Below are 24,428 nucleotides of genomic sequence, written 5' to 3' on the forward strand. Positions count from 1 at the left end.
AACCATTTTGGAGGAAGATTAAAAAATGAAAAAACGCGTAATTTTAGGGACATTAGTCGCTGCAACGTTATTAATGACTGCTTGTGGAAACAGCGAAGCAACTACGAAAAGCGAGAGCAAAGGTGGAAGTAATGCTTTAGTCGTTTCAACTTTCGGATTAAGTGAAGATATTGTCAAAAAAGACATTATCGCTCCGTTTGAAAAAGAGAATGAAGCGAAAGTTACCTTAGAAGTAGGCAATAGCGCAGACCGCTTTACGAAATTAAAAAATAATCCCAATGCGGGAATTGATGTCATTGAATTAGCACAAGCAAATGCAGCACAAGGTGGAAAAGAAGGGTTATTTGAAAAAATTACAGAAAAAGAAGTACCTAATTTAAGTCAGTTAACGCCGGGAGCAAAAGAGGTTTTTGAAAGTGGTGCTGGCGTACCAATTGCTGTAAACAGTATCGGGATTGTTTACAACAAAGAAAAATTAGGCAAAGAAATTAAGAACTGGGATGACTTATGGTCAGCTGACTTGAAAGGTAAAATTTCTGTTCCAGACGTTGCCACGACAGCAGGTCCTTTAATGTTATACGTTGCTAGTGAACATGCTGGTCAAGATATTACAAAAGATAACGGGAAGGCCGCTTTTGAAGCGATGAAAGAATTAAAACCAAACGTTGTTAAAACGTATTCAAAATCGTCAGACTTAGCTAATATGTTCCAATCTGGTGAAATTGAAGCAGCTGTGGTTGCTGATTTTGCGGTTGATATTATTCAAGGCGCAGCAGAAAACGTGACGTATGTCGTCCCAGAAAGCGGCACGTATGCCAACTATAATACAGTCAATATTCCTAAAAAAGCACAAAACAAAGAAACCGCCTTTAAATTTGTTAACGCACGGATTAGTGAAGAATCACAAAAGGCCAAAGCGATTTCGTTAAATGAAGGACCTACAAATCAACAAGTAACGCTAAGCGAAAAAGAAGCGAAAAATAAAACATATGGTGCCATTGCCGAACGTGCCAAAACAGTCGATTTTAATTTTATTAATAGTCAACTAGCGGATTGGATTGATCAATGGAATCGGACGATGAATCAATAGTTTTAGAAAAGAGGGACAAAATGAACGTCGATGTATTACTAAAAAATGTGTGGCTGTATCAAACAGTCACTCAAACATTCGTTCAACGAAATGTTGCGATTAAAAATGATAAATTTTATTACATTTATGAAGAAGAGAACGTCAATTTGCAGCCCAAAAAAACAATTAATGCCGAGAATCAATGGATGATTCCCGGCTTAATTGATGCACACATGCATATTGAAAGTTCCATGACGACACCTACTATTTTTTCCAAAGCAGTAGTGCGTTACGGTGTGACAACGGTGATTGCCGATGCCCATGAAATGGCTAACGTATTTGGCTTAGAAGGCTTAAAAGCTTTTATGGCCGCTGAAACAGAACTAGATATCTTTCACGCAATTCCTTCCTCGGTTCCTTCGACTACTCCCGAATTAGAAACAACTGGTGGGATTATCGGCTTAGCAGAAGTAGCAGAATTACTCAAAGAGCCAAAAGTGATTTGTTTAGGGGAAGCCATGAATTTTAAAGGGATTTCCTATGAGCCAGATTCTTTAATTCGTCAAATTATCGATTTGTGTCAAAAACAACGACCAACCATGCCTTTAGAAGGCCACTGTCCTAAAATCGAAGATCAAGAGTTAGCAGATTTTCTATATAGTGGTATCACTTCAGATCATACCCATCAATTTCCTAAAACGTTAAAAGAAAAAATTGAAGCGGGCGTCTTTATTCAATTTCAAAATAAATCAATCACTCCTGAAAACATTCAGGTGATAGTAGACAATGACTTCTACAATTATGCAAGTATTATCACGGATGACGTGATGGCTGATGATTTGCTAAAAGGTCATCTAAATGAAAATGTCAAAAAAGTCGTTCAAGCAGGGTTGCCTATCGAAAAAGCCATTTATATGGTAACTTATACGCCGGCCAAACGAATGGGTCTCCATGATCGCGGCGAAATTGCACCTGGTAAAAAAGCTGACTTTTTGTTATTAAATGACTTAGAAAGTTTTGATATTAATACGGTTTATAAATCTGGAAAGGTCGTTTTTGAAAAAGGCGAGCCCTTCCATTATCCAGAAAAAATCGAAGAGTTTCCAGCCGCTTACCAACAAACCATCCAATGTAAAAAGTTAACAGAAGAAGATTTACTTTTAAAGGTGGCTACAACAAAAGAAACAGTTCGTTGTAATGTGATTCAAAAACAAGAGATTGGCACATTTACAGAGCGAATTACAAAAGAAATTCCTGTTGAAAATGGGTTGTTGCAATGGCAAAAAGCCAACTGTGCCTTATTAATTGTGATGGAACGTTACGGAAAAAATGGCAATATTTCTTTTTCTTTAATGGATCAACCCCTTTCCGAGAAAGGAGCCATTGCGACAACCTGGGCCCATGATCATCATAATTTAATGGTGATGGGTAATACGATTGAGGATATTCTGTTAGCGCAGAATGAATTATTAGCGATGCAAGGCGGCTATTTGGTTGCTTCGGATCAGCAAGTGATGGCAACTTGTCCTTTACCAATTGGTGGGATTTTATCGCAAGCACCGATTGAACAATTAGGCGCTGCATTGCAAAAAGTCCGACAAGCTATGCAAGCGTTAGGCTATCAAAATATGAATGAAATCATGTCCTTTTCCACACTATCATTGCCTGTCTCGCCAGCCATTAAAGTGACAGATTTTGGGATGATGGATACGAAGTCACAACGTTTCTATCCATTAGTTTTTCCAGAGGATGGAGTTCTTTTGCATGAAAACACTCATTAAAAATGTGCATATACTAACAATGGATGAGCAATTTTCAGAAATCAAAGCCGGCTATTTAGTGATTGAAGAAGACACAATTGTTGAATTAGCACCAATGACCACACTTGATGAAAAGCAAATTGCTGCAAATCAAGTAATCGATGGTCAAAATGGAATTTTAATGCCTGGGATGATTAACACCCATACCCATGTAGGCATGATTCCATTTCGTTCGTTAGGGGACGATGTGCCAGATCGACTCCGGCGTTTTCTTTTTCCATTAGAACAATTCATGACAAAAGAATTAGTAGGATGCAGTAGTGATTATGCAATTGCTGAAATGTTACTGAGTGGTATTACGAGCTTTTGTGATATGTATTATTTTGAAGATGAAATTGCTAAAAGTTGCGAAAAAATGAGTGTTCGCGCTTTGCTCGGAGAAACGATTATTGACATGCCCACTTGTGATAGTCCGGAACCTTCAGGCGGTCTTTTTTACGCGGAAACCTTTATTCGCAAGTGGCAAGGACATCCGTTGATTACGCCTATGCTTGCGCCGCATGCACCGAATACCAACTCACCAGAAGTGTTAGCAAAAATTATTGAACTTAGTCGGCGATACCAAGTTCCTGTGACCATGCACGTTGCTGAAATGACTTATGAAATGGCTGAGTTTGAAAAAGCCTATCAAAAAACACCAATTGCTTTCTTAGAAGAACTGGGTTATTTGGGCGAGCCGTTTATTTTAGCGCATTGTATTTTGGCAACAGATGAAGATCTTGCGAGTTTAGCTGCTACTAATGGAAAAGCGCGTGTCGCTCATTGTATCGGTGCGAATACTAAATCAGCCAAAGGCGTAGCGCCGATTAAGCAAATGCTTGATCAAGGGATTATTGTCGGTTTAGGCACGGATGGACCTAGTAGTGGGAATACATTAGATTTATTCACCCAAATGCGCATGGTTGCGAATTTTCATAAGACAGCACACCAAGATCGCTCCTTGTTTCCTGCAAAAGAAATTGTTTATCTGGCAACGATGGGGGGCGCTAAAACGTTAGGTTTGGCGGAGCAAGTCGGTTCATTGGAAGTGGGCAAAAAAGCGGATATAACATTAATTGAAACGCAATCAGTTAATATGTTTCCGATTTTTGATGCCTATTCAGCGTTGGTTTATTCAGCAAATGCTAGCAATGTTGAAGCCGTTTGGGTGAACGGTCAACAGTTAGTTGCCAATAAAGAATTACAACAAGCTAATCTCAAAGAAATCAAGGAAAAATTATATCAGGCCATGAATACGTTTGTGAAAGAAGCTAAAAAAAGAGCTGCTCTCTAAACAGAGCAAGTAGGACGTATCGGATTGATTAAATAACGCTGAATTGACGTTTAGTGATTCAGGTTCTAATAGAGCGCAGACAAACTTTTAATGAAAGAGTTGTCTGTGTTCTTTTTTGTTATAAACATTTTTCTTTTTCTATATATATTTTTAAGGTAAGTTGTATTATAGTAAGTTTGAGAAGATGAGAATGAGAGGAAAAGCAATGAATATACAACGGTTTATAGAAAAACGCAAAGCACGTGGTTTGTCGCAAAGTGAATTGGCTAAAGGGATTTGTACGCAAGTTACGGTTAGTCGCTTTGAAAAGAATGGTCAAGTCCCAACTTTAAAAATATTGATCCAACTATGTAATCGTTTAGAGCTACCTTTGGGGGAACTCTTCCCGCGCGTAGGGATTAAACAACCTGAAATTCTTGAAAAAATGGAAGAAGCAGAATTCTTCTTGATTACCAGCGAACATGACCAATTGCAAACAATTTTAAAAAATATTCCTTTTGATGAAATCAAAGATTCCCAACTGTTATTAGAATATTATTATTTACAAGGCTTTGTCATGATTTTTCAAAATGCTTCGTTGATGGATTGCTTATTTACCTTTGAAAAACTTCTGTTTGAAGAGCAAAAATACACGAGCGATATTTACCGTTTGTTAGCTTTTACTGGAATTGGCATGGCCTATGCCAAAGAAGGCGAAATTGAGAAAGCAGAATTTTATTTCAATAAGGTCTTCAAGGAAATTTATCTTTATACTATTCAATCAATGGAAGATACTTGGCGAGTATTAAATGTTGTCTTTCACTGTGGTGTTTTTTATGCAGAAAAAGGCGATTTAGAAACAAGTGATGCTTTGTTAGAGTATGCGATTTCCATCTGTTCTGATAATCACGTCACGTATTACTTGGCAAGAGCAGCTTTCCAGCTTGCGAAAAATGCCTTAGCTGAAGAAAAGCCGCAAGAGCAAATTTTAGAACTACTACAAGATGCCCGCGCGTATGCAAAAATCAATAAAAATCGCATCTTGTTGGAAGCAATTCAAACATTGAAAGAAACAATTTTATCTAAGAATAATTAGTTTATATAGAAAATTATATATTTATTTTCAAAATATAATAAAAAAAGCGTTTTTTAAAAGAGTTCAAGACACGTTACGACCTTAAATGAAAATTTTAAGGTCGTTATTTTATATAAAAAAATATATAAACGACTTGACTGGCATCAAATAAAGGCGTATGATTTATTTGTGAATAAATGTGAAATAAAACACAATCTTTCATGGAGAGGAAGTCTTGAGGTGCAACAAAGTCAAACTATTTATTTGATGGGCACAGTAATAGATGTATTTGTAGACCATGAAGAACCTGAAAAAATTCTAGAAGAAGTGCATCAACGATTGATCACTTATGAACAACGTTTTAGTGCAAATGATTCAACTTCGGAACTGATGGCTGTCAATCAACAAGCTGGACAAAAACCAGTCAGCGTTCATCCAGAGTTGTATCAATTAATTGCATTAGGGAAAAAACATAGTTGTGATCCAGCTAGTCATTTGAATATTACCATTGGCCCGTTAGTTCAAACGTGGCGAATCGGTTTTAAAGATGCCCGTGTCCCGTCAGAAGAGGAAATTAAAGCCTGTTTGAAAAAAATTAATCCAGAAAAGATTCACTTAAATCCCTTAAAACAAACGGTTTTTTTGGAAGAAGAAGGAATGAAATTAGATCTGGGGGCTTTGGCAAAAGGCTATATCGCTGATTTACTAATTGCCTATTTGAAAGAAGTCCATGTTACGTCTGCTTTGATTAATCTGGGCGGCAATATTGTGACGTTGGGGCCCTCTACGCATCAAAACAAAAAATGGCGAATTGGTATTCGCAATCCGCAAGAATCCAGAGAAACAATCAGCTTACTTGTCGAAGTGGCTAATCAATCGGTTGTGACGTCGGGCATTTATGAAAGAAGTTTAACCGAAGCTGGGCGAGTCTATCACCATTTGTTGGATCCGACAACCGGTTACCCATTGGAAACTGAAATGGCCAGCATCACAATTATCTCGGATGCTTCAGTGGATGGTGAGATTTGGACAACGCGTTTATTTGGTTATCCAATTCCAGAAGCGCTTGAAATCCTCAATCAACTAGATGGGATTGAAGGAGTCATCATTACACAAGACCAGCAAATTTTATATAGCAGTGGGTTAGCAGATACTCTTCACATTATCCATTCATAGAACCGAAAAGGAAAGGACAGCTCATTATGAAAAAAATTATCGGCTTAGTAGGAACGAACTCAGAGCAATCAACCAATCGTCAACTTTTGCAATTTATGCAACACTATTTTGCGCAGGAGGCTGACATTGAACTAGTTGAAATTGTTGACTTTCCTATGTTTAACAAGCCAGAAGACAAAGTTTTGCCAGAAATAGTTAAAACGGTTGCTGAAAAAATTGAAGCAGCAGATGGCGTCATTATCAGTACGCCTGAATATGACCATGCGGTGCCGGCTTCTTTGATGAATGCCCTAAGTTGGTTATCTTACGGGATTTTTCCGTTTGTTGATAAACCAGTTATGATTACTGGTGCATCCTATGGCACGTTAGGTTCCTCTAGAGCACAAGCGCATCTGCGTCAAATTTTAGATGCTCCTGAATTGAAAGCACGAATTATGCCAAGCTCTGAATTTCTATTAGCGCATTCCTTACAAGCTTTTGATGAAAACAATGCGTTAAAAGATTCAGAACAAATAGATAAACTAGCTGGTTTGTTTGCAGATTTTTGTGTATTTATTGAAATTACAGAACAGCTGAAACATGCGCATGCGCAAAACAAAAAAGAAGCAGAAAATTTCTCATGGGAAACGATTTAACGAAATGGAGTGAATAAAATGAAATTAATTGGGATCGTCGGATCAAACGCTGATTCTTCTTATAATCGGTTACTGCTGCAATATATTGGCAAAGAGTTTTATAAAATGTTCGACTTGGAAATTTTAGAAATTAAAGATATTCCAATGTTTAATCAAAGTAAGGATCAAACGAACAGTGTCTTGATTCAGAATATGAATCGCAAAATTTTACAAGCAGACGGCGTAATTATTGCGACTCCCGAACATAACCATACCATTCCTGCCGGTTTGAAAAGTGTGTTAGAATGGTTATCTTTCAAAATTCATCCGCTGGAAAATAAACCAGTAATGATTGTTGGTTGCTCTTATTATGATCAAGGAACCTCACGTGCGCAATTACATCTCCGTCAAATTCTTGATGCACCTGGTGTCAATGCGATCGTGATGCCTGGAAACGAGTTTTTATTAGGGAAAGCTAAAGAAGCATTTGATGAAAACGGCAACTTAATTGCGGAGGGAACACGTCAATTTTTAGAAAGCACATTACAAAAATTCGTGGAATTCATTGATGTGATTTCAAAATTAGAAGGGGCTAAGCCAAAAGACTTACCTGAAGATTTACATGCAAAAGGAACCATTGAAACAACGATCGAAGGGGTTGATATGGCAGCAGATGATTGGGTAGAACAAGCAGCAGAAGCGGTTCAGGCTGTTGAAGGCGACACATACGTAAAATTAGATCGAGGCATTTTAACCGTTGATCAGCTAAATTATTTCTTAAAATCAATGCCAATGGAATTGACTTACGCAGACAGTAACAATCAATTTTTATATTACAATAAAAAAATGGCTGCTGAAGAAATGTTTGCTAAACGGCAACCAGGACAAGTTGGTAATCCATTAGCGAATTGCCATCCACCAAAAGCATTGAAAAATGTAGAATGGGTGATTCAGCAATTACGGTCAGGAAAAACAGATGCTATTCGCGTTCATGTTCCAATGCACGGACCAGATACCTATGTAGTGCATAACTATCAAGCGATGTATGATGATAATGGAAATTACGCGGGAATTAATGAGTATATTTTAGACTTTAAACCAATTGTTGATTGGTATTTAAAACAAACTGGGCAAGAATTAGTCGGTGGAAAAAACGTCGATGCAGTCAGTGGTGCCTCCAAAAAAGAAGCGCCAGAAACGGCAGATAGTGTATCAAGTGCATCAGTCCATGAAGAAGAGTCAGCGACCGAAAAGCCAACAGTTGACAGCGTTTCTAGCGCTTCAATTAAAGAGTAAAATAACAGTAAAAAATAGCGGCAACAAGTAGTCATACTGTATTCAGATTAGCAATGCCAAATGAGGACTTTTATTGACAGAAGCTGATACTTAAAAGAGTAAGAACTTTATAGGAAGATAGTATAGAAGACGAACCAAAAGTTTCAATCATTTTTGACGAATAGGCTAGAAAAGAAACAGAAAATTAGTCAAACAAATCAGCTTTTCTTTAAATTTAAAGTAAAAAAATAACAAAAAAAGCCTCCTTGGTGACGCAAGGGGGCTTTTTTTGGTTAAAATAATACTTTTCTATGAAGATTCCTAAATATTGAAAGAATCATTTTTAAATTTGTGGAAAAAATAAGCAAGATTGACACTCACGTCTTGTTAAAAAAATAGATACTTAAGGCGTGATAGTTTGGAGTTGAAAATGTGACTACTTTGTTAGATGAATTATTAGACCAAGAATTCCGAGATAAATTACTTATTTATCAAACTTTTATGAATAGTGAAGGTCCATTATTAAAAGAAGAATTTTATGGATATTTTGATTTATCCACTCAAAAGTTAGAATCGTTGTGCCGTCAAATAAATTATGAATGTACACAGATTTCTTCAAGGAGTCAAATTCTTTTTCCAGCTAAAGGACTGATTAGTGCGCAAAAATTATCGCAAATTGATTATCAAGCTTTAAGAAAATATTATTTTGATCAATCACTAATGGCCAAGTTGCTTCTTGATGTGGGCCTCTATCAAAAGCACACGATTCAAGAATTTTCTCAAATTCATTTTATGAGCAAAAGCAAAATTTATGCCTTCTCGTATAAACTAAATCTGATTTTAGCTAATTGGCGTATTAAATTAAAGTCAACAGGCTTGGTTGGAGAAGAGAAAAATATCCGAAGTTTTTGTTTTCAATGCTTGTATTATTTTTATGGAAGTAATCAAGAAAGGCTGCCTAACATTTTGCTGGAAAATAGTCCTGGCATTAAGCGATTTATAAACGATTTACAACTGATGTATCAAAGAACGTTTAGTCTTAATCAAAGCGCACAACTATTTATTCTTTTAACGATCCAACGTTTTCGTGTGTTTTCTGATCATGTAGTGGACTCTTTTACGGAAGTTCATGTGCCTAGCTGTTTACAGCATGCGTTTGAAAAAATCTATACAAGCGAAACCCCTCTTTTTAAAGAGGATTTTGGCAAAGAGACTTCATATATTTTTCTTTTTTTAAGTTTAAATGAATACATTGATAGTCCGATTGTTTTTCCAGATAAGTTAACCATGTTAGACGAATTTATTGATCATATGAATAGTGTTATTCCTTTCTTTGAAAAGCGAATTACGGTGGAAACAAAAGAAAAATTAAAGTTGATTTGTTATCGCTGGGACCGCCTATACTTTTCAGTGGCTGCATTTATTCCCGCCAAGCAGAGCGGTTTCTTTGAAGAGCGGTTTCCTCAAATTCATCGCGCCTTAGATGGTTTTATACAAAAGACAGAGTCGCTGCATCAAAAACGATTTTTAATGTATGAACGCGTGCATCTATATTATGATTTTATGTTTTGTTTGTTAAATGATCGGTCTTTTTGCGCAATTGAAAAAACGATTCATGTATTTGTTGATTTTTCTGGTGGGGAGGATTATAACCGCTTTATTGCAAAAATTATTGCTTCTTTCAATTATATGGATGTGATGATTGATCACAAATTAACCTTAGAAACCGATTTGTATTTGTCCGATTTTTATAGTTCGAAAGTACGGTGTCGTCAATTGACATGGCGTCATTTGCCGGAAACAAAAGATTGGCAAGTATTTGCTGAGGTGGTCAGAGAACTAAGAAAGGGAGAGACTCAGAAAAATGAGCACTATGGGAGAGAACCAATCGAGATGTGGCGAGAACAAGAATACGAAGGATAGTCAATTGAGACAAGCAGGTAACTATAAAGATTTAACTGGTCAAAAGTTTGGTGAGTTGACAGTAGTAGCACCAACGACAAAAAGAAAAGAAGGGCTAATTGTTTGGGCCTGTCGCTGTTCTTGTGGGAGCTATGCAGAAGCTTCAAGAAGACAACTAATTCGTGGGTATCGAACCAAATGTGCGCACCATCGCTATCAAACAATGTTAAAAAAAAACTATCATGAATTAGTCGTGGTACGGATCGAAAGTATTCAACAGACAATGAAAGCGTATTGTCTGTGTTCGTGCGGACAAGCTTGCTGGGTTCGCTGTGAAAATTTGTTGAATGGCCATACCAAAAGCTGCGGTCATCGTAAAAAGAAGGATTACCGACAAAGAGTTGCTGGTGTAATTCCAGGGAAGTTGCAAAGTAAACGCCCCAAAAATAATAGCAGCGGACACAAAGGAGTGAGCCAGACCGCTTCTGGGAAATGGCTGGCTTATATCTCTTTGAAAGGCAAGCGTCATAACTTAGGTATCTTTACGAAAAAAAGTGAAGCAATTTTAGCAAGAAAATTAGCAGAACGTCGTCTATTTCAACCAATTTTACAACAAGAAATAGTGACTACAAATAAGGAAGTTTAGCAACAGAGAGGATGCGAAAGATGTTAGCAGGCTTATTTTCAGTAACTGGAATGATTTTATTGGGGATTTTATTTTGCTTAATTGGTTATCAAACGTTTCGAAAACATCATCATTAAGAGAAGAATGTTCTAGCTAGATAATTTCATCGACAGATGAAATTATCTAGCTTTTTTTATAAAAAAGCTAAGAAAAGGATAAGAGATTGTGGAAATTCTTTAGGTTGTTTAACAAAGCCTTAATTTCCTTTGTTTTAGATTGTGGTTAAGAAGATTTTTCTCTATACTAAGTCTTCGGAAATCAAAGAAAAGAAAGGAGCGAGTGATGTGGTTAAAAAAATTGGTTTAAGTATAATGCTCTTATTTTTTTTCTTAATTATCGCACTCCCAATCTATGCGTGGAAGATTGAGCCGAATTTAGTTCACGTTAATCAGGTGACTTTGGGAAAGAAAAATCAACGAGAACCATTGAATGTTGTGCAACTTTCGGATATACAAGTTTCAGAATTTTATGAGACGAAGCGGTTAGATAAAGTCATAAAAAAAGTCAATCGTGAAAAACCAGATATTATCGTTTTTACAGGTGATTTATTTGACAATTATGCCAAAAATCCGCAACAAAAAGAACCGATGATTGAAAAATTAAAACAGTTGCAAGCGACAATTGGAAAATATGCAGTTTGGGGAAATCATGATTATGGTGGCGGTGCTTCTGGGGTGTATGATGAAGTCATGGAGGCCAGTGGCTTTACCGTTATGAAAAACCAAGGAGAAACAGTAACCCTAGCAGATGGACGCCGTCTTTTTATTGGTGGTTTAGATGACTCGTTATTAGGAAATCCTTCCGTTTCAGAAACATTATCCTATCGAGAAACGTATGACTATGCGTTATTAATGACCCATGAACCAGATGTCGCGGATGCATTTATTGGTACGGGTACACAGTTAGTTTTAGCAGGACATAGCCATGGCGGACAAATTTGGATTCCTTTTTATCCAATCACAAATGTTTTAGCAGAAAAGTATACCAGAGGATTGTATCAGTTGGACCAAGAAACGCAACTATATGTTAATACAGGCTTAGGAACGACCGCCATTCATGCCCGTTTTGGAGTGATCCCTGAAATTACACATTTTACTATCTATATTTAAAAAGTCTGGTCGGATTGACCAGACTTTTTTCTGTTATTTAACAGAATTATTTTTAAGAAAAAGATGTTCATATTTTGGTGAAACGTTTCTATAAAATGTTTTAAAATATCTAGAAAAGAGTATTTTTATGGAAAAAGAAGCAGGGAAAATAATTTCTTTATAAATGGTCTATAGCGCTTTTTAATGCTGTTATTTTTAAATAAAACAACAATGTAAGGGTTTACAATCGTTTGGAGTGAATGTATAATCTGTTTGTAGAAACGTTTCACTAAAAAGAAAGGAACCCTGCTTATGAAAAAACTAAAAAAGTTTTATGATCAGCGGCAATTGCATTGGATGGTACTTCCGGGTGTAGCATTCATGATTGTCTTTAACTACATTCCAATTTATGGAATTATCATTGCTTTTAAAAATTATACGATTGTTGACACGGTTTCTTCTGCACCATGGGTTGGACTTGAAAATTTTCGAATCATTATGGAAGATAGTTTTTTTTGGGAAGCAGTTCGTAATACCTTAGCGATTAGTTTAATGAAACTTTTTTTAGGATTCGCTATTCCGATTATCTTAGCAGTAATGATTTTTGAAATGAGAGATGGACATTTAAAAAAAGTGATTCAGACGATTTCTTATATTCCGCACTTTTTTTCTTGGATCGTTTTAGGCGGGATGTTGATTTCGTGGCTTTCAACAAATGGCTTTATCAACCAAGTCATGATGTCGTTAGGCTTAATGAATCAGGGCGTCAATCATTTGTTAGATCCTGATAAGTATTGGTGGATTGCTGTTCTTTCTGATTTGTGGAAAGAAGTAGGTTGGGGCACGATTCTCTATCTTGCTGGCATGTCTCGCATTGATCCAACGTTTTATGAAGCGGCGAGAATTGATGGTGCTTCAAAATTAACACAAATCCGAACGATTACTTTGCCCTTATTAGCGCCGATTATTTCGTTGAACTTAATTCTAAATGTTAGCGGTTTATTGGGATCGAACTTAGATCAAACGTTGGTTTTAATGAATGCTCAAAACCAAAACAAATCAGAAGTAATTAATTCATTTGTTTATCGTATGGGGCTAACGCAAGGGGACTTTTCTTATGCGACGGCAGTTGGTTTAGGGATTTCTGTTATTTCAATTGTTTTATTAGTCATTACAGATCGCATTACTAGAAAAATGAACAATGGTCGGTCGGTTATTTTATAAAGGAGGCAACAGCTGTGATTAAAAGAAAATCAAAAGAAAACAAATGGTTTTACTTTTTCAATACGTTAATTCTTGTGTTGTTTTCTTTATTAATTATCGTACCAATTTGGAATATTTTAGTTTCCTCAGTTTCGTCAAGTTCGGGTTTAGCTGGTAAAGGCTTGGTTTTATGGCCGAAAGGATTTACGCTAGAAAATTATCGGAAAGTTTTTTCGGATAGTAGCATTCCGCGAGCGTTTTTGATTTCTGTTTTAAAAACAGTCATCGGTGCGTCGACGCATACACTGTTCTGTGCGATTGTTGCCTATGGACTTAGTAAATCTAGACTAGTCGGACGTAACATTTATACAACGATGGGTGTTATTACAATGTACTTTGGTGGGGGCATGATTCCCACGTATCTTTTGATTAAGTCATTAGGACTCTTAGATACCTTCTGGGTATATATCATTCCAGCTTTATTTAGCTATTATGATGTAGTTATCTTAATGAACTTTTTCCGAGAAATTCCACCATCTTTAGAAGAATCCGCCAAAATAGACGGCGCCAGTGAATTTCAAATTTTTTATAAAATCTTTTTACCTTTAACAAAACCGGCATTAGCCACCATTATTTTATTTAATGGGGTTGGTCAATGGAATGACTTTATGACCACGAAATTATACATTACCAAAGAATATCTGTATCCATTGCAGATGAAAATTTATGAAATTATTGTTCAATCAAACTTGAGTACCATGACAGAGAGCGGCAGTACAGATATGGTGGTGCAGGCAACGACACGTGGTGTTCAGCTGGCAACAATTGTCATTACAACGATACCAATTTTAATCATTTATCCATTACTACAAAAACACTTTATCGGCGGTATGATGGCCGGTGCAGTAAAAGAATAAAGAAAGTAGGGAACAATATGAAAAAAGTTTTAGGCGGTTTATTGGTGGCAACGGCGGTCGTTAGTTTAGCGGCCTGTAGCGGAGGGGAAAAGAAAGCTAGCTCAGATGTCTCAATTAAGGATCGGTATGAATTAGATGAAAAGACGCCTGCTTGGAAGTTAGATAAGAAGAAAGAACCGACCAAGATTAAATGGTATATTAACTCAGATTGGACGGCATTGCCTTTTGGAAAAGATGTGACCACTGCGCAGATTAAAAAAGATTTAAATGTGGATATTGAATTTATTTCCGGCGATGATTCAAAATTAAATGCCATGATTTCAAGTGGAGATATGCCTGATATCGTGACATTAACTGAAAAAACTGGACAAGCAGCATTGAAAGCAGATTCTTGGGCCTATTCTTTAAACGATTTAGCTAAAAAATATGACCCCTATTTAATGAAAGTTGTTAACCAAGATACGTTTAAATGGTATGCCTTAGAGGATGGAAAAACATATGGTTACCCTAATTACTCTAATACAAAAGCGGATTATGAAAGTGGAAATATCCCAGTAAATGATAATTTTGTTATTCGTGAAGATGTCTATAATGCATTAGGCAAGCCAGACGTTTCAACACCAGAAAATTTTGAAAAAGTCATGCAACAGATTAAAGAAAAATATCCTGAGATGACCCCAATGGGCTTCACCACAGTGGGCGATGGTGCAGGGCCATTTTTAGACAAATTACAAGACTTCTTAGGTGTTCCTTTAGAGGATAAAAATGGGAAATACTATGATCGAAATTTAGATAAAGAATACTTAGAATGGTTAAAAACATTTAATGATGTTTACCGAGCAGGCAATATTAGTGATGATAGCTTCACAGATGATGGGGCGACGTTTGATGAAAAAGTGAAACAAGGAAATTATGCAACCATGCTCGTTGCTGGAACCAGTGGTCAAGGTGGGAACTTTACAGAATTTATGAAAAAATCTGGCACACGTTATATAGCCATTGATGGACCAAGTAGTACTTCTGGCCGAAAACCAACATTAAATCAAACCGGCATTTCAGGTTGGTTAAGTAATTACATTACGAAAGATGCGAAAGATCCAGCGAAAGTCACTCAACTATTCACATATTTAATTGATGAACCAGGACAAATTTTAACAAAATATGGCGTTGAAGGAGTTACTTATGCGTACAATGATCAAGGGAAAATTGATTATTTACCAGAAGTGAAAAAATTAGAACAAACAGACAATGATGCCTATAACAAAAAATATGGCATTAGTCGTTTCCTATACTTTAACAACGACCGTGTCAATAAACTAAAAGTGCCAATGGAAAGTGCTTTAACGCAAATGCAAGAATGGGGCAAAGGAAAATTAGTCCCACATTTCGTAATTGAAAATATTAATCCAGATGCAGGAACGCCGGAAGCTCGGGCGAATGAAGCGATTGAAACCAAACTAAATACAACCGTTATTTCAATGATTCGTGCGAAAGATGATAAAGCCTTTGACAAATCTTTAGAAGACTACAAAGCATTCTTAAAATCAAATAAATGGGATGCAATTGAAAAAATAAAATCTGAGAAAATGGCAGAAAACAGAGACAAACTTAAGTAAGAGAGGAGGAGAGAAAAGCGGATAAAGCAACGAGAAATCCGCTTTTCTCTTTTAATATGAATAAGCTATTTGCATATGAAGGTTGGTATTATCGGATTTTTTCTTTTATTGCCAACTTGATCATTATTAATTTTCTCTTTTTAATTACCTGTATAACAGGCATCTTTAGCGGTGTCGGCTTAATTGCGTTGTATCGAACGATTTATCGTTTGTATCGTGAAAAAGATATTCCTGTTTTACGAACGTTTTGGACAGCGTTAAAAAATAATATCATGCGAGGTTTTATTTTAACAGGTGTCTTGTTCGTTGCTTTTTTACTAGGCGGTATTGCCGTAACAAGTTTATTTAAAATAGCCACCAGTTTAGGTTTCTTAGCTATTTTTCTATTAAGTTTTGTTGCATTATTTTTGACGAGTTTTCTTTTTCTCTTTTCCGTTTTTAATTGGTCCGTTAAAAAGACACTAGGTGAGACGGTTTATGTGGTCTTAAGTAATAGTGCCAATGCGATTATTTTGTTTATTTTACCTCTTTTAACGTTTGTTTTTTTCTATAAGCTTAATTTGTTTTTATATATTGCGTTAGGATTCGGGACAACGGCTTTTCTTCAAGTAGCGTTTTTTCAGAAAGTGTTAGGTGTGGAACATGAATGAGTATTTTGAGTTTTGGCAAAAGACCAAGGAAGAACTTCAAAAAATACCGCTAAATATCCATCGGCGGGTCATTGACTATCCATTGGAAAATGTTCAAGTGGAACAGGTCGACTTTTTAAGTTTCCTAGGTGAGCGCATCTTTGGCTATTTGTTACTTCCTAAAACGGCGGGGAAACAGCCAATAGTGATTGACTGTTTAGGCTATATGAATCATATTCAAGAACCTTGGCAATTTGCTCATTGGACACAAATTGGTTGTGCTTGTTTTGTCATTGATAATCGAGGTCAAGGGGGATTAACCAAAGATCGCGTGCCATATCAAACAATTTGGCATGAAGCACCAATGGGACGAGGATTTCTAGACAAAGAAGATTGGTACCAACGCCGCTTGTTTGCCGACCATTTACGTAGCGTAGAGGTGGTGCGGACCTTTACTGAAATTAATCAGGACCAAATCATTCTTCGTGGTGGTTCCCAAGGGGGTGGCGTAGTGTTAATGGTGAACAGTTTAGTCGACTTCCCGATTTTAGCTACTTTTGCAGATGTTCCAAGTCATTCTTGTTTAGAAAATCGAGTAGCAGAAGGAACGGGTTCGTATCAAATTATTCATCATTACTTACAAGAGCATCCTCAAGCGCATGAAAAAATTGCCGCGGTTCTTCCTTATTTTGATAGTCGTCACTTTGTTTCGCAAATTAAAAATCCAGTCTTTGCTTCTGTTGGGAGTCACGATCCGATATGTCCAATGAAAGATTTTTTCCCTTCTTATCATCAGATAAAGGCAAGAAAAGCAGTCAGAGTATATTGGAAAAAAGGCCATGGTGGCGGTGAAACAACCCAGATTCGTCGTGAAATGCGTCAAATTCAACAACTATTGCAGGAGGTTAAAAATGAAAATAGCTACGTATAATGTCCGGGTAGATACAGAGTATGACCAAGATTGGCAATGGTCTTTTCGTAAAGAGGCTGTTTGTCAGTTAATCAATTTTCATGATTGGAGCCTTTGTTGTATTCAAGAAGTACGACCGAATCAAGTCAGGGATTTAAAGGCGTATACAACATTCACCTGTCTTTCTGCGGAAAGAGAAGGGGATGGTCAAGGAGAAGGACTAGCGATTCTCTATAACGAACAAAAAGTTCAGGCTATTGATACAGGGTATTTTTGGTTATCTGAAACACCTCAGCAGCCAAGTATCCATCCTGAAGCTGGCTGTCCAAGAATTGCTTTGTGGGGACTATTTAAGGAAACGACTCAAAATACGCCTTTTTTAGTCATCAATGTTCATTTGGATCATATTTCAGCTCATGCTCGTTTAGCAGGAATGACCGTTATCTTAGAGGAGTTACATGACAAAATTGCACAGTATCCAACTTTATTAATGGGCGATTTTAATGCAGAGTCGGGGGAAGAGGTTCATCAACTTGTTCAAAAAAAATTTCAAGATAGCAAAAATTTAGCTACTCATTATGGACCAAGAGGAACATTTCAAAATTTTACTTATACAAAACCTTGGGCGGAATTAGAAGAAATTGATTATATTTATGTAAAAGGTTGGCAAGTACAGAAAACTGCAAGTTTAACAGATAGCATCGATGGACGTTTTCCTTCCGACCATTTTCCTTTAGAAGCAGAAGTACGTATTGAAGAAAGGTGAGAGTATGAAAGAAAATCAACTGATTCAATTAGTCGAAGAAATGACAATTGATGAGAAAATTAATCAATTATTACAATTAGCAGCAGCGTTTTATTCAGATAAAGCAGAAGAAAAGACCGGCCCTATGTCAGAGCTAGGACTAAGTCAAGAAACGATTGATACGGCGGGGACAACATTGGGTGTTTCTGGTGCAAATGAAGCAAAACGTGTTCAAAAAGAATATATGCAAAATCATCGATTAAATATTCCAACACTTTTAATGGCGGATATTATTCATGGTTTCAGAACCATCTTTCCGATTCCTTTGGCTTTAGGAAGCACTTGGGATGAAGCAGCGGTTGAAAAAATGGCGGAGATTTCAGCAAAAGAAGCTGCTGTTTCAGGATTACATGTAACCTTTTCACCAATGGTTGATTTAGTGCGCGATCCACGTTGGGGACGTGTCATGGAGTCAACAGGTGAAGATCCATTACTCAACAGTCGCTTAGCTGCTGCAATGGTTAGAGGTTACCAAGGAGAAAATTTAAAAGAGGACAATTGGCGAGTAGCCGCGTGCGTGAAGCACTTTGCGGCATATGGTGGTGCCTTAGCTGGTCGGGATTATAATACGGTAGATATGTCTGAACGGCAGCTAAGAGAAATGTATTTACCTGGCTATAAAGCTGGATTAGATGCGGGTGCAAAACTTGTCATGACGTCCTTCAATACAGTGGATGGGATTCCTGCTACAGGCAACCAATGGCTGTTTAGAGACGTATTACGAAATGAATTTGGCTTTGAAGGAGTTGTGATTTCAGACTGGGGAGCGATTAAAGAATTAATTCCTCATGGTGTTGCCAAAGATGAAAAACAGGCAGCAGAATTGGCTATCAAAGCTGGTGTAGATATTGAAATGATGACCACGTGTTATCCAGATTATTTAAAAGAATTACTTGAAGAAGGCCGGATTGCTGAAACACTTATTGATGAAGCGGTTATGCGAATTTTAAAACTAAAAAATGAGCTAGGCTTATTTGAAAATCCCTATCGTGGTGCGGATGAACAAGCGGAAGCAGAAGTGATTTTAAGCAAAGAACATCGAGAAATAGCTAAAAAGATTGCTCAAAAATCAATGGTTCTTTTAAAAAATGAAAATATTTTGCCTTTTACACCGCAAGAAAAAATCGCGCTTGTCGGCCCAGGGGCCCAATCACAAGATATTTTAGGGGCTTGGTCATGGCAAGGAAAGAAAGAAGAAGCCATTTCCCTCATGGCTGGGGCCAAAAAATTAACCACAAATCTCCTAGTTGCCCAAGAACCCTTTGATTACTTTGAACCGACCGCGGCGGCCATTGAAGAGGCTTTAACGTTAGCTAGTCAAGCAGATAAAGTAGTAGTGGCACTAGGCGAAACAGATTGGATGAGTGGGGAAGCTGCCAGTCGCAGTGATATTCGTCTACCCGAAAAACAATTAGCAGTAGTGGCACAAATTATTGAGAAAAATCCCAATGTTGTTGTCACGGTCTACAGTGGCCGGCCCTTAGATTTACAAGGGATAGATGTTGCAAAAGGAATTGTGCAAGCTTGGCAACCTGGAACAGAAGGGGGCAATGCGCTAGCAGAAATTTTGTGGGGACAGTACAATCCAAGTGGTCGTTTAAGTATGTCGTTTCCAGAAACGGTTGGTCAAGTGCCAATTTTTTACAATGTCGACAATACGGGGCGTCCTTATGAGTCAGCACCAGAAGAAAAATATGTTTCTAAATATTTAGATGTCTCTAATTACGCTAAATATCCCTTTGGATTTGGCTTAAGTTATAGTCATTTCTCTTATCAACCAATTCAACTAAGTGCATTAACATTTACCAAAGAACAACCAATCACGGTCTCTGTTTTAGTAAGAAATGACAGTCCAATCGCTGGAGAGGAAACCGTGCAATTTTATGTACGTGATTTGGTGGGACAAGTGGTTCGCCCAATTAAAGAGTTAAAAGATTTTCAAAAAGTTTGGCTGGAACCAAAGGAAGAAAAAGAAGTTCAGTTTCTTCTTTCAGAGGATATGGTGCGCTATGTTCATTCAGATAATCAGGTAACCAGTGATGCAGGTGAATTTATCGTAATGATTGGTGGAAATAGTCGCGATGTACAAACCGCAACAGTCACGTTAAATGAATAAGATGGGAAGGATAAGTTATGCAGATAAAGAAGCTTAAGCAAGCAGACACAGTCGCTACATTTCTAGAGACAGGTGATTTAAAAGAATTGAACAGCTGTGGCATGATGATTAATCAATTAGAAGGCAATCCTTTAGACGGCAGTATGAATCAACTCTATTTGCGGATAATTACAGGTGACACAATTAATTATCGACCAATGATTGGTTCCAACAGTCAAAGTGATTTTTATCTTTCAGATAACCAATTGACATGGCGGGGTGAATTTGAAGCGGTTCGTTACCAAGTTGACTTTCGTTTGGGGCCAAGCAATCAATGGTTCTGGCGGGTTAATGTCACTGGAACTGGCTTAGTAGATATTGTTTATGGTCAAGATATTGGCTTAGCGACAAAAGGAGCCGTTCAGTCAAATGAAGCGTATGTGTCGCAGTATCTTGATCATCACATTTGGCAAGAGGGCGAAGAGCTTGTTGTTTTATCAAGACAAAATCAACCGCAAAATGAGAAGTTTCCAGCTCTTATTCAAGGGAGTTTTCAAAAATTAGTAGGCTACTCAACGGACGGCTATCAATTTTTCGGACGTTCATTTAAACAAACGAACACACCAGAAGCATTGAGGAAAAGATATTTAGCAAATGAAGTCTATCAATATGAATTTGCTTACACCGCTTTACAAACGGAAGCCGTCCAATTAACGAATGAAAGTAAGGAATTTGTTTTTTATGGTGCGGTAACAGAAACACATCCGCAAGCATTAGCTGAACCTTTTTTATCGAAAGAAGACTTACAAGCTATTTATGAAACTGTGACATTCGATTCATTAGAAGAAACACAGGACTATCCTACGAAACTTTTAGGAGAACCTATCACAGGAAATCCATTAACAGAAGAAGAGTTGGCCGCACTTTATCCCATTCAGACACAAATTGAAAAAGTAGCAGGTCAGACGTATTCCTTTTTCACGGAAAATTACCATCACGTTGTTCTTCAAGAAAAAGAAATTGCCATGGAAAGAGCGCATGGCCACATTTTATTAAGTGGTAAAGGCTTAACGGTTGACGAACCTTTGCTTAGTACGACAGTGTATATGTATGGCATTTTCAATTCACAAGTAGTTTTAGGAAATACGACCATGAACAAATTAATGAGTAATAGCCGAAACGCTTTAAACGTTATGAAACGCTCTGGTCAACGAATCTACATTTTAGAGAATGGCTTATGGCGCTTACTAACAATGCCTTCTGCTTTTGAAATGGGGTTGAACTCTGCTACGTGGTATTATAAGTTGCCAAAGGATACAATTTGTGTACGCACTTTCACTTCGCCTGATTCAAGAGTGATTCAATTGGAAGTGACCAGTCAAAAGGATGCATATATGTGGGCTGTTTCTAACCATTTGTTATTAGGACCGGAAGAAGTCCCAACCTATCAATTAGAACAAGCTGGCAAAACACTTCGAGTGACGGGAAATCATTCTGCTACAGAAAATTATTACCCAGAACTAACCTATGCATTGACAGTTGATAAATCATTTCAAGTAACCGATAGCACATTATTTGGTGGAGCTGAAGCAGACTTATTAGTCTTGGCAATCGAAAAGACCCAAAAATTTTCACTACTTATTACGGGCAGTATAGAGGACCAAGTATTAGTCAATACACCATTAGATTTTGAAAAAGCAGAAAGTCAATATTTGGCATTCATTAATGGCTTGTTACATCATTTTGAGTTAACACACACAGACTCAAGTGTGCAGCAAATGAATCAATTAACTCGTTGGTATACTCATAATATGCTCGTTCATTATTTGTCGCCACATGGCTTAGAACAGTATGGTGGAGCAGCTTGGGGCACACGAGATGTGTCGCAAGGACCGACAGAATTTTTCTTTGCGACGCAACAGCCTAAGATCGTGGCCTCCATTATTCAGCATCTATTTGAAAATCAATTTGAGGACGATGGCAACTGGCCGCAATGGTTTATGTTTGACCGATACGAAGAACAAAAAGCCAGTGAAAGCCATGGCGATATTATCGTCTGGCCATTGAAAGTAGTGACTGATTATTTGGAACAAACCGCAGATTATTCAATCTTAGCTACGGAAATCCCTTATACAAGTCGCAAAGATAATCACAAAACAAAAGAAACAGCATCTTTATTTGAACATTTGAAAAAAGAAATAAATTATATTGAACAACATTTTTTACCAGAAACTTTTCTATCCTGTTATGGTGACGGCGATTGGGATGACACGTTACAACCTTACGATAATCGTCTTAAAGAGCAAATGGCTAGTAGTTGGACCGTTGCCTTAACGTATCAAGTGTTGAAAAAATTTGCGGCTTTAATTACGGAAATCGATGCTACTTATAGTCAGCACTTAGCAATTTTAGTCGCAGGAATAAAGAACGATTTTCAAAAATATATGTTGGCGGATGAAACGATTCCAGGGTTTATTTATATGGAAACGCCAGAAACTTTTGAACAAATGATTCACCCAAATGACCAAAAAACAGGGATTCAATATCGATTATTGCCAATGACTCGTAGTATGTTAGCCGAATTATTAACACCGGAACAAGTAAGTCATCATTTAGAAATTATTGAAAAAGAATTAACGTTTCCTGATGGCGTGCGCTTAATGAACAAACCAGCGAACTATCGAGGCGGTGTGAGCACTAATTTTAAACGAGCAGAACAGGCGGCTAATTTTGGTCGCGAAATTGGCTTACAGTATGTTCATGCGCACATTCGCTATACAGAAGCGATGGCGAAAATTGGTCAGCGAGACAAAACCTGGCAAGCATTAATGCAAATCAATCCAGTTCAATTAAAAGAAGTGGTTCACAATGCAGAGTTACGTCAAGCCAATGCCTATTTTAGTAGTTCCGATGGCGATTTTAAAACAAGGTATGAATCACAAGAAAATTTTGGTAAACTAAAAGATGGAAGTATTGGGGTAAAAGGTGGCTGGCGAATTTATTCAAGCGGGCCGGGAATTTATTTAAATCAATTAATTACAGCTGTTTTAGGGATTCGGCAAAAGGCACAAAGCGTGGTTTTTGATCCCATGTTACCAGAAAAATTGTCTGGTTTAACACTAACTTACCAATTGTTTGATAAACCTGTCACATATAAATTTTATCCAAATCAGTCAGCGAAAATAGTTATCGATGGTCAAGAAGTTCCGTTTAAGTTTGAAGAAAACCCTTATCGAGAAGGGGGAATGGAAGTTCAAAAAGACGAGGTGCTTTCATTATTAAATGAAGCAAGTGTTATTGAAATTTACCATTAGAAAGGAGAGTAGTCCATGGTAGGAATTAAAGATATTGCAAAAAAAGCAGGCGTATCAATCTCGACCGTTTCTTACGCATTGAATGGTAGTTCAAAGGTAACTGAAGAAACACGAACGCGCATCCAAGCAATTGCTGAAGAGCTAAACTATGTTCCTAACATGGCCGCTCGCACATTAAAACGTCGTCAAACTAATATTATTGGTGTCTATTTGGCCGATTATGGCGGTAGTTTTTATGGTGAATTGTTGGAGGGAATTAAGAAAGGCTTAGCACTGTTTGATTATGAGATGATTGTCTGCAGCGGTAAAAAGTCACATCTTTTCATTCCTGAAAAAATGGTGGATGGGGCAATTATTTTAGATTGGACATTTCCAACAAAAGAAATTGAAAAGTTTGCTGAACGTGGCCATTCGATCGTTGTCCTTGATCGAACCACTGAGCATAGGAATATCCGGCAAGTTCTCTTGGATAATCGTGGCGGTGCCACGCAGGCAATTGAGCAATTTGTCAATGTGGGTTCAAAAAAGGTTCTTCTGCTTTCTGGACCAGAAAAAGGTTATGATAGCCAAGAAAGATTGGCTGTTAGTACACGAGAATTAACTCGTTTTGGGATACCTTATGAAATTATCCAAGGCGATTTTACCGAACCTTCTGGCTATGCTGCTGCTAAAAAAATTTTGAGTCAACCACAGACAGAACCAGTCGATGTTTTTGCTTTTAATGATGAAATGGCGATAGGTGTCTATAAATATGTTGCAGAAACAAATTACCAAATGGGGAAAGATATTCGGATGATTGGTTTTGATAATTCTGAACTAGGTGCGTTTGTGCAACCGCGATTAGCAACAATTGCCTATTCTAAACATCGATGGGGCATGGTGGCTGCAGAGAAAATTATTCATTTAATGCGGGGAGAAGCTGCTGAGAGCGAACACATTTACACACGTTTTATAGAAGAAGAATCTTTTCCATCTGAATAATA

General features: G+C 37.3%; 19 protein-coding genes. All 19 read left to right on the plus strand.

Translation table 11 applies throughout. The annotated features are described in order from the left end of the window. Positions 1-25 precede the first annotated feature (25 nt). A complete protein-coding gene (locus IGJ52_RS05375; RefSeq protein WP_002357914.1) occupies positions 26-1,090 on the plus strand; it encodes an ABC transporter substrate-binding protein in 1,065 nt (354 codons plus the stop codon). Beyond that, positions 1,066-2,850, plus strand: a complete 1,785-nt coding sequence (locus tag IGJ52_RS05380; protein WP_438791955.1) for an adenine deaminase — start codon at positions 1,066-1,068, stop codon at positions 2,848-2,850. The genes IGJ52_RS05375 and IGJ52_RS05380 overlap by 25 nt, the downstream gene beginning before the upstream one ends. Beyond that, on the plus strand, positions 2,834-4,162 hold the full coding sequence (locus IGJ52_RS05385; RefSeq protein WP_192444707.1) for an amidohydrolase: 1,329 nt from the start codon (positions 2,834-2,836) through the stop codon (positions 4,160-4,162). The genes IGJ52_RS05380 and IGJ52_RS05385 overlap by 17 nt, the downstream gene beginning before the upstream one ends. A gap of 184 nt (positions 4,163-4,346) precedes the next feature. After that, positions 4,347-5,237 carry a helix-turn-helix domain-containing protein gene (locus IGJ52_RS05390; protein WP_002382193.1) on the plus strand — a complete coding sequence of 297 codons (891 nt, stop codon included), beginning with the start codon at positions 4,347-4,349 and terminating at the stop codon, positions 5,235-5,237. A gap of 219 nt (positions 5,238-5,456) precedes the next feature. Continuing rightward, the gene (locus IGJ52_RS05395) at positions 5,457-6,392 is read left to right on the plus strand and encodes an FAD:protein FMN transferase (protein WP_033591563.1); all 936 of its coding nucleotides are present in this window, start codon (positions 5,457-5,459) and stop codon (positions 6,390-6,392) included. Between the two features lie 26 nt (positions 6,393-6,418). Continuing rightward, positions 6,419-7,027, plus strand: coding sequence for an NADPH-dependent FMN reductase (locus IGJ52_RS05400; protein WP_002357907.1), 609 nt, complete (start codon positions 6,419-6,421; stop codon positions 7,025-7,027). 18 nt (positions 7,028-7,045) lie between these two features. Next, the gene (locus IGJ52_RS05405; RefSeq protein ID WP_002360528.1) at positions 7,046-8,302 is read left to right on the plus strand and encodes an NADPH-dependent oxidoreductase; all 1,257 of its coding nucleotides are present in this window, start codon (positions 7,046-7,048) and stop codon (positions 8,300-8,302) included. Positions 8,303-8,713: 411 nt separating this feature from the next. Then, on the plus strand, positions 8,714-10,204 hold the full coding sequence (locus IGJ52_RS05410) for a helix-turn-helix domain-containing protein (RefSeq protein WP_002419160.1): 1,491 nt from the start codon (positions 8,714-8,716) through the stop codon (positions 10,202-10,204). Beyond that, positions 10,155-10,829, plus strand: coding sequence for an AP2 domain-containing protein (locus IGJ52_RS05415; protein WP_002419159.1), 675 nt, complete (start codon positions 10,155-10,157; stop codon positions 10,827-10,829). The genes IGJ52_RS05410 and IGJ52_RS05415 overlap by 50 nt, the downstream gene beginning before the upstream one ends. Positions 10,830-11,086: 257 nt before the next feature. Next, the gene (locus IGJ52_RS05420) at positions 11,087-11,977 is read left to right on the plus strand and encodes a metallophosphoesterase (protein ID WP_002382198.1); all 891 of its coding nucleotides are present in this window, start codon (positions 11,087-11,089) and stop codon (positions 11,975-11,977) included. Positions 11,978-12,268: 291 nt separating this feature from the next. Beyond that, positions 12,269-13,180 carry an ABC transporter permease gene (locus IGJ52_RS05425; protein WP_002382199.1) on the plus strand — a complete coding sequence of 304 codons (912 nt, stop codon included), beginning with the start codon at positions 12,269-12,271 and terminating at the stop codon, positions 13,178-13,180. A gap of 14 nt (positions 13,181-13,194) precedes the next feature. After that, on the plus strand, positions 13,195-14,076 hold the full coding sequence (locus IGJ52_RS05430) for a carbohydrate ABC transporter permease (protein WP_002357901.1): 882 nt from the start codon (positions 13,195-13,197) through the stop codon (positions 14,074-14,076). 17 nt (positions 14,077-14,093) lie between these two features. Continuing rightward, positions 14,094-15,692, plus strand: coding sequence for an ABC transporter substrate-binding protein (locus tag IGJ52_RS05435; RefSeq protein WP_002357899.1), 1,599 nt, complete (start codon positions 14,094-14,096; stop codon positions 15,690-15,692). Between the two features lie 56 nt (positions 15,693-15,748). Continuing rightward, positions 15,749-16,342, plus strand: a complete 594-nt coding sequence (locus IGJ52_RS05440; RefSeq protein WP_002371283.1) for a DUF624 domain-containing protein — start codon at positions 15,749-15,751, stop codon at positions 16,340-16,342. Beyond that, positions 16,335-17,252 carry an acetylxylan esterase gene (locus IGJ52_RS05445; RefSeq protein ID WP_438791956.1) on the plus strand — a complete coding sequence of 306 codons (918 nt, stop codon included), beginning with the start codon at positions 16,335-16,337 and terminating at the stop codon, positions 17,250-17,252. The genes IGJ52_RS05440 and IGJ52_RS05445 overlap by 8 nt, the downstream gene beginning before the upstream one ends. Next, on the plus strand, positions 17,233-17,997 hold the full coding sequence (locus IGJ52_RS05450) for an endonuclease/exonuclease/phosphatase family protein (protein ID WP_173958659.1): 765 nt from the start codon (positions 17,233-17,235) through the stop codon (positions 17,995-17,997). Before IGJ52_RS05445 ends, IGJ52_RS05450 begins: the two co-directional genes overlap by 20 nt. A 4-nt stretch (positions 17,998-18,001) precedes the next feature. Next, positions 18,002-20,152, plus strand: a complete 2,151-nt coding sequence (locus IGJ52_RS05455; RefSeq protein ID WP_010715114.1) for a glycoside hydrolase family 3 N-terminal domain-containing protein — start codon at positions 18,002-18,004, stop codon at positions 20,150-20,152. Between the two features lie 17 nt (positions 20,153-20,169). Further along, a complete protein-coding gene (locus IGJ52_RS05460; protein WP_438791957.1) occupies positions 20,170-23,445 on the plus strand; it encodes a GH36-type glycosyl hydrolase domain-containing protein in 3,276 nt (1,091 codons plus the stop codon). 15 nt (positions 23,446-23,460) lie between these two features. Next, complete coding sequence (locus IGJ52_RS05465) at positions 23,461-24,426, plus strand: LacI family DNA-binding transcriptional regulator (protein ID WP_438791958.1); 966 nt, start codon at positions 23,461-23,463, stop codon at positions 24,424-24,426. The last annotated feature ends 2 nt before the right edge of the window (positions 24,427-24,428 follow it).

This window comes from Enterococcus sp. DIV1758 (genome assembly GCF_051711985.1).
In the GTDB taxonomy this organism is placed as follows: Bacteria; Bacillota; Bacilli; order Lactobacillales; family Enterococcaceae; genus Enterococcus; species Enterococcus faecalis.

Bases quoted from the DNA above. Each gene is read 5' to 3' on its own strand.
- IGJ52_RS05455 (WP_010715114.1), top strand. From the start codon at position 18,002: ATGAAAGAAAATCAACTGATTCAATTAGTCGAAGAAATGACAATTGAT.
- IGJ52_RS05415 (WP_002419159.1), top strand. From the start codon at position 10,155: ATGGGAGAGAACCAATCGAGATGTGGCGAGAACAAGAATACGAAGGAT.
- IGJ52_RS05385 (WP_192444707.1), top strand. From the start codon at position 2,834: ATGAAAACACTCATTAAAAATGTGCATATACTAACAATGGATGAGCAA.
- IGJ52_RS05425 (WP_002382199.1), top strand. From the start codon at position 12,269: ATGAAAAAACTAAAAAAGTTTTATGATCAGCGGCAATTGCATTGGATG.
- IGJ52_RS05440 (WP_002371283.1), top strand. From the start codon at position 15,749: ATGAATAAGCTATTTGCATATGAAGGTTGGTATTATCGGATTTTTTCT.
- IGJ52_RS05450 (WP_173958659.1), top strand. From the start codon at position 17,233: ATGAAAATAGCTACGTATAATGTCCGGGTAGATACAGAGTATGACCAA.
- IGJ52_RS05460 (WP_438791957.1), top strand. From the start codon at position 20,170: ATGCAGATAAAGAAGCTTAAGCAAGCAGACACAGTCGCTACATTTCTA.
- IGJ52_RS05435 (WP_002357899.1), top strand. From the start codon at position 14,094: ATGAAAAAAGTTTTAGGCGGTTTATTGGTGGCAACGGCGGTCGTTAGT.
- IGJ52_RS05375 (WP_002357914.1), top strand. From the start codon at position 26: ATGAAAAAACGCGTAATTTTAGGGACATTAGTCGCTGCAACGTTATTA.
- IGJ52_RS05400 (WP_002357907.1), top strand. From the start codon at position 6,419: ATGAAAAAAATTATCGGCTTAGTAGGAACGAACTCAGAGCAATCAACC.
- IGJ52_RS05390 (WP_002382193.1), top strand. From the start codon at position 4,347: ATGAGAATGAGAGGAAAAGCAATGAATATACAACGGTTTATAGAAAAA.
- IGJ52_RS05380 (WP_438791955.1), top strand. From the start codon at position 1,066: ATGGAATCGGACGATGAATCAATAGTTTTAGAAAAGAGGGACAAAATG.
- IGJ52_RS05465 (WP_438791958.1), top strand. From the start codon at position 23,461: ATGGTAGGAATTAAAGATATTGCAAAAAAAGCAGGCGTATCAATCTCG.
- IGJ52_RS05445 (WP_438791956.1), top strand. From the start codon at position 16,335: ATGAATGAGTATTTTGAGTTTTGGCAAAAGACCAAGGAAGAACTTCAA.
- IGJ52_RS05405 (WP_002360528.1), top strand. From the start codon at position 7,046: ATGAAATTAATTGGGATCGTCGGATCAAACGCTGATTCTTCTTATAAT.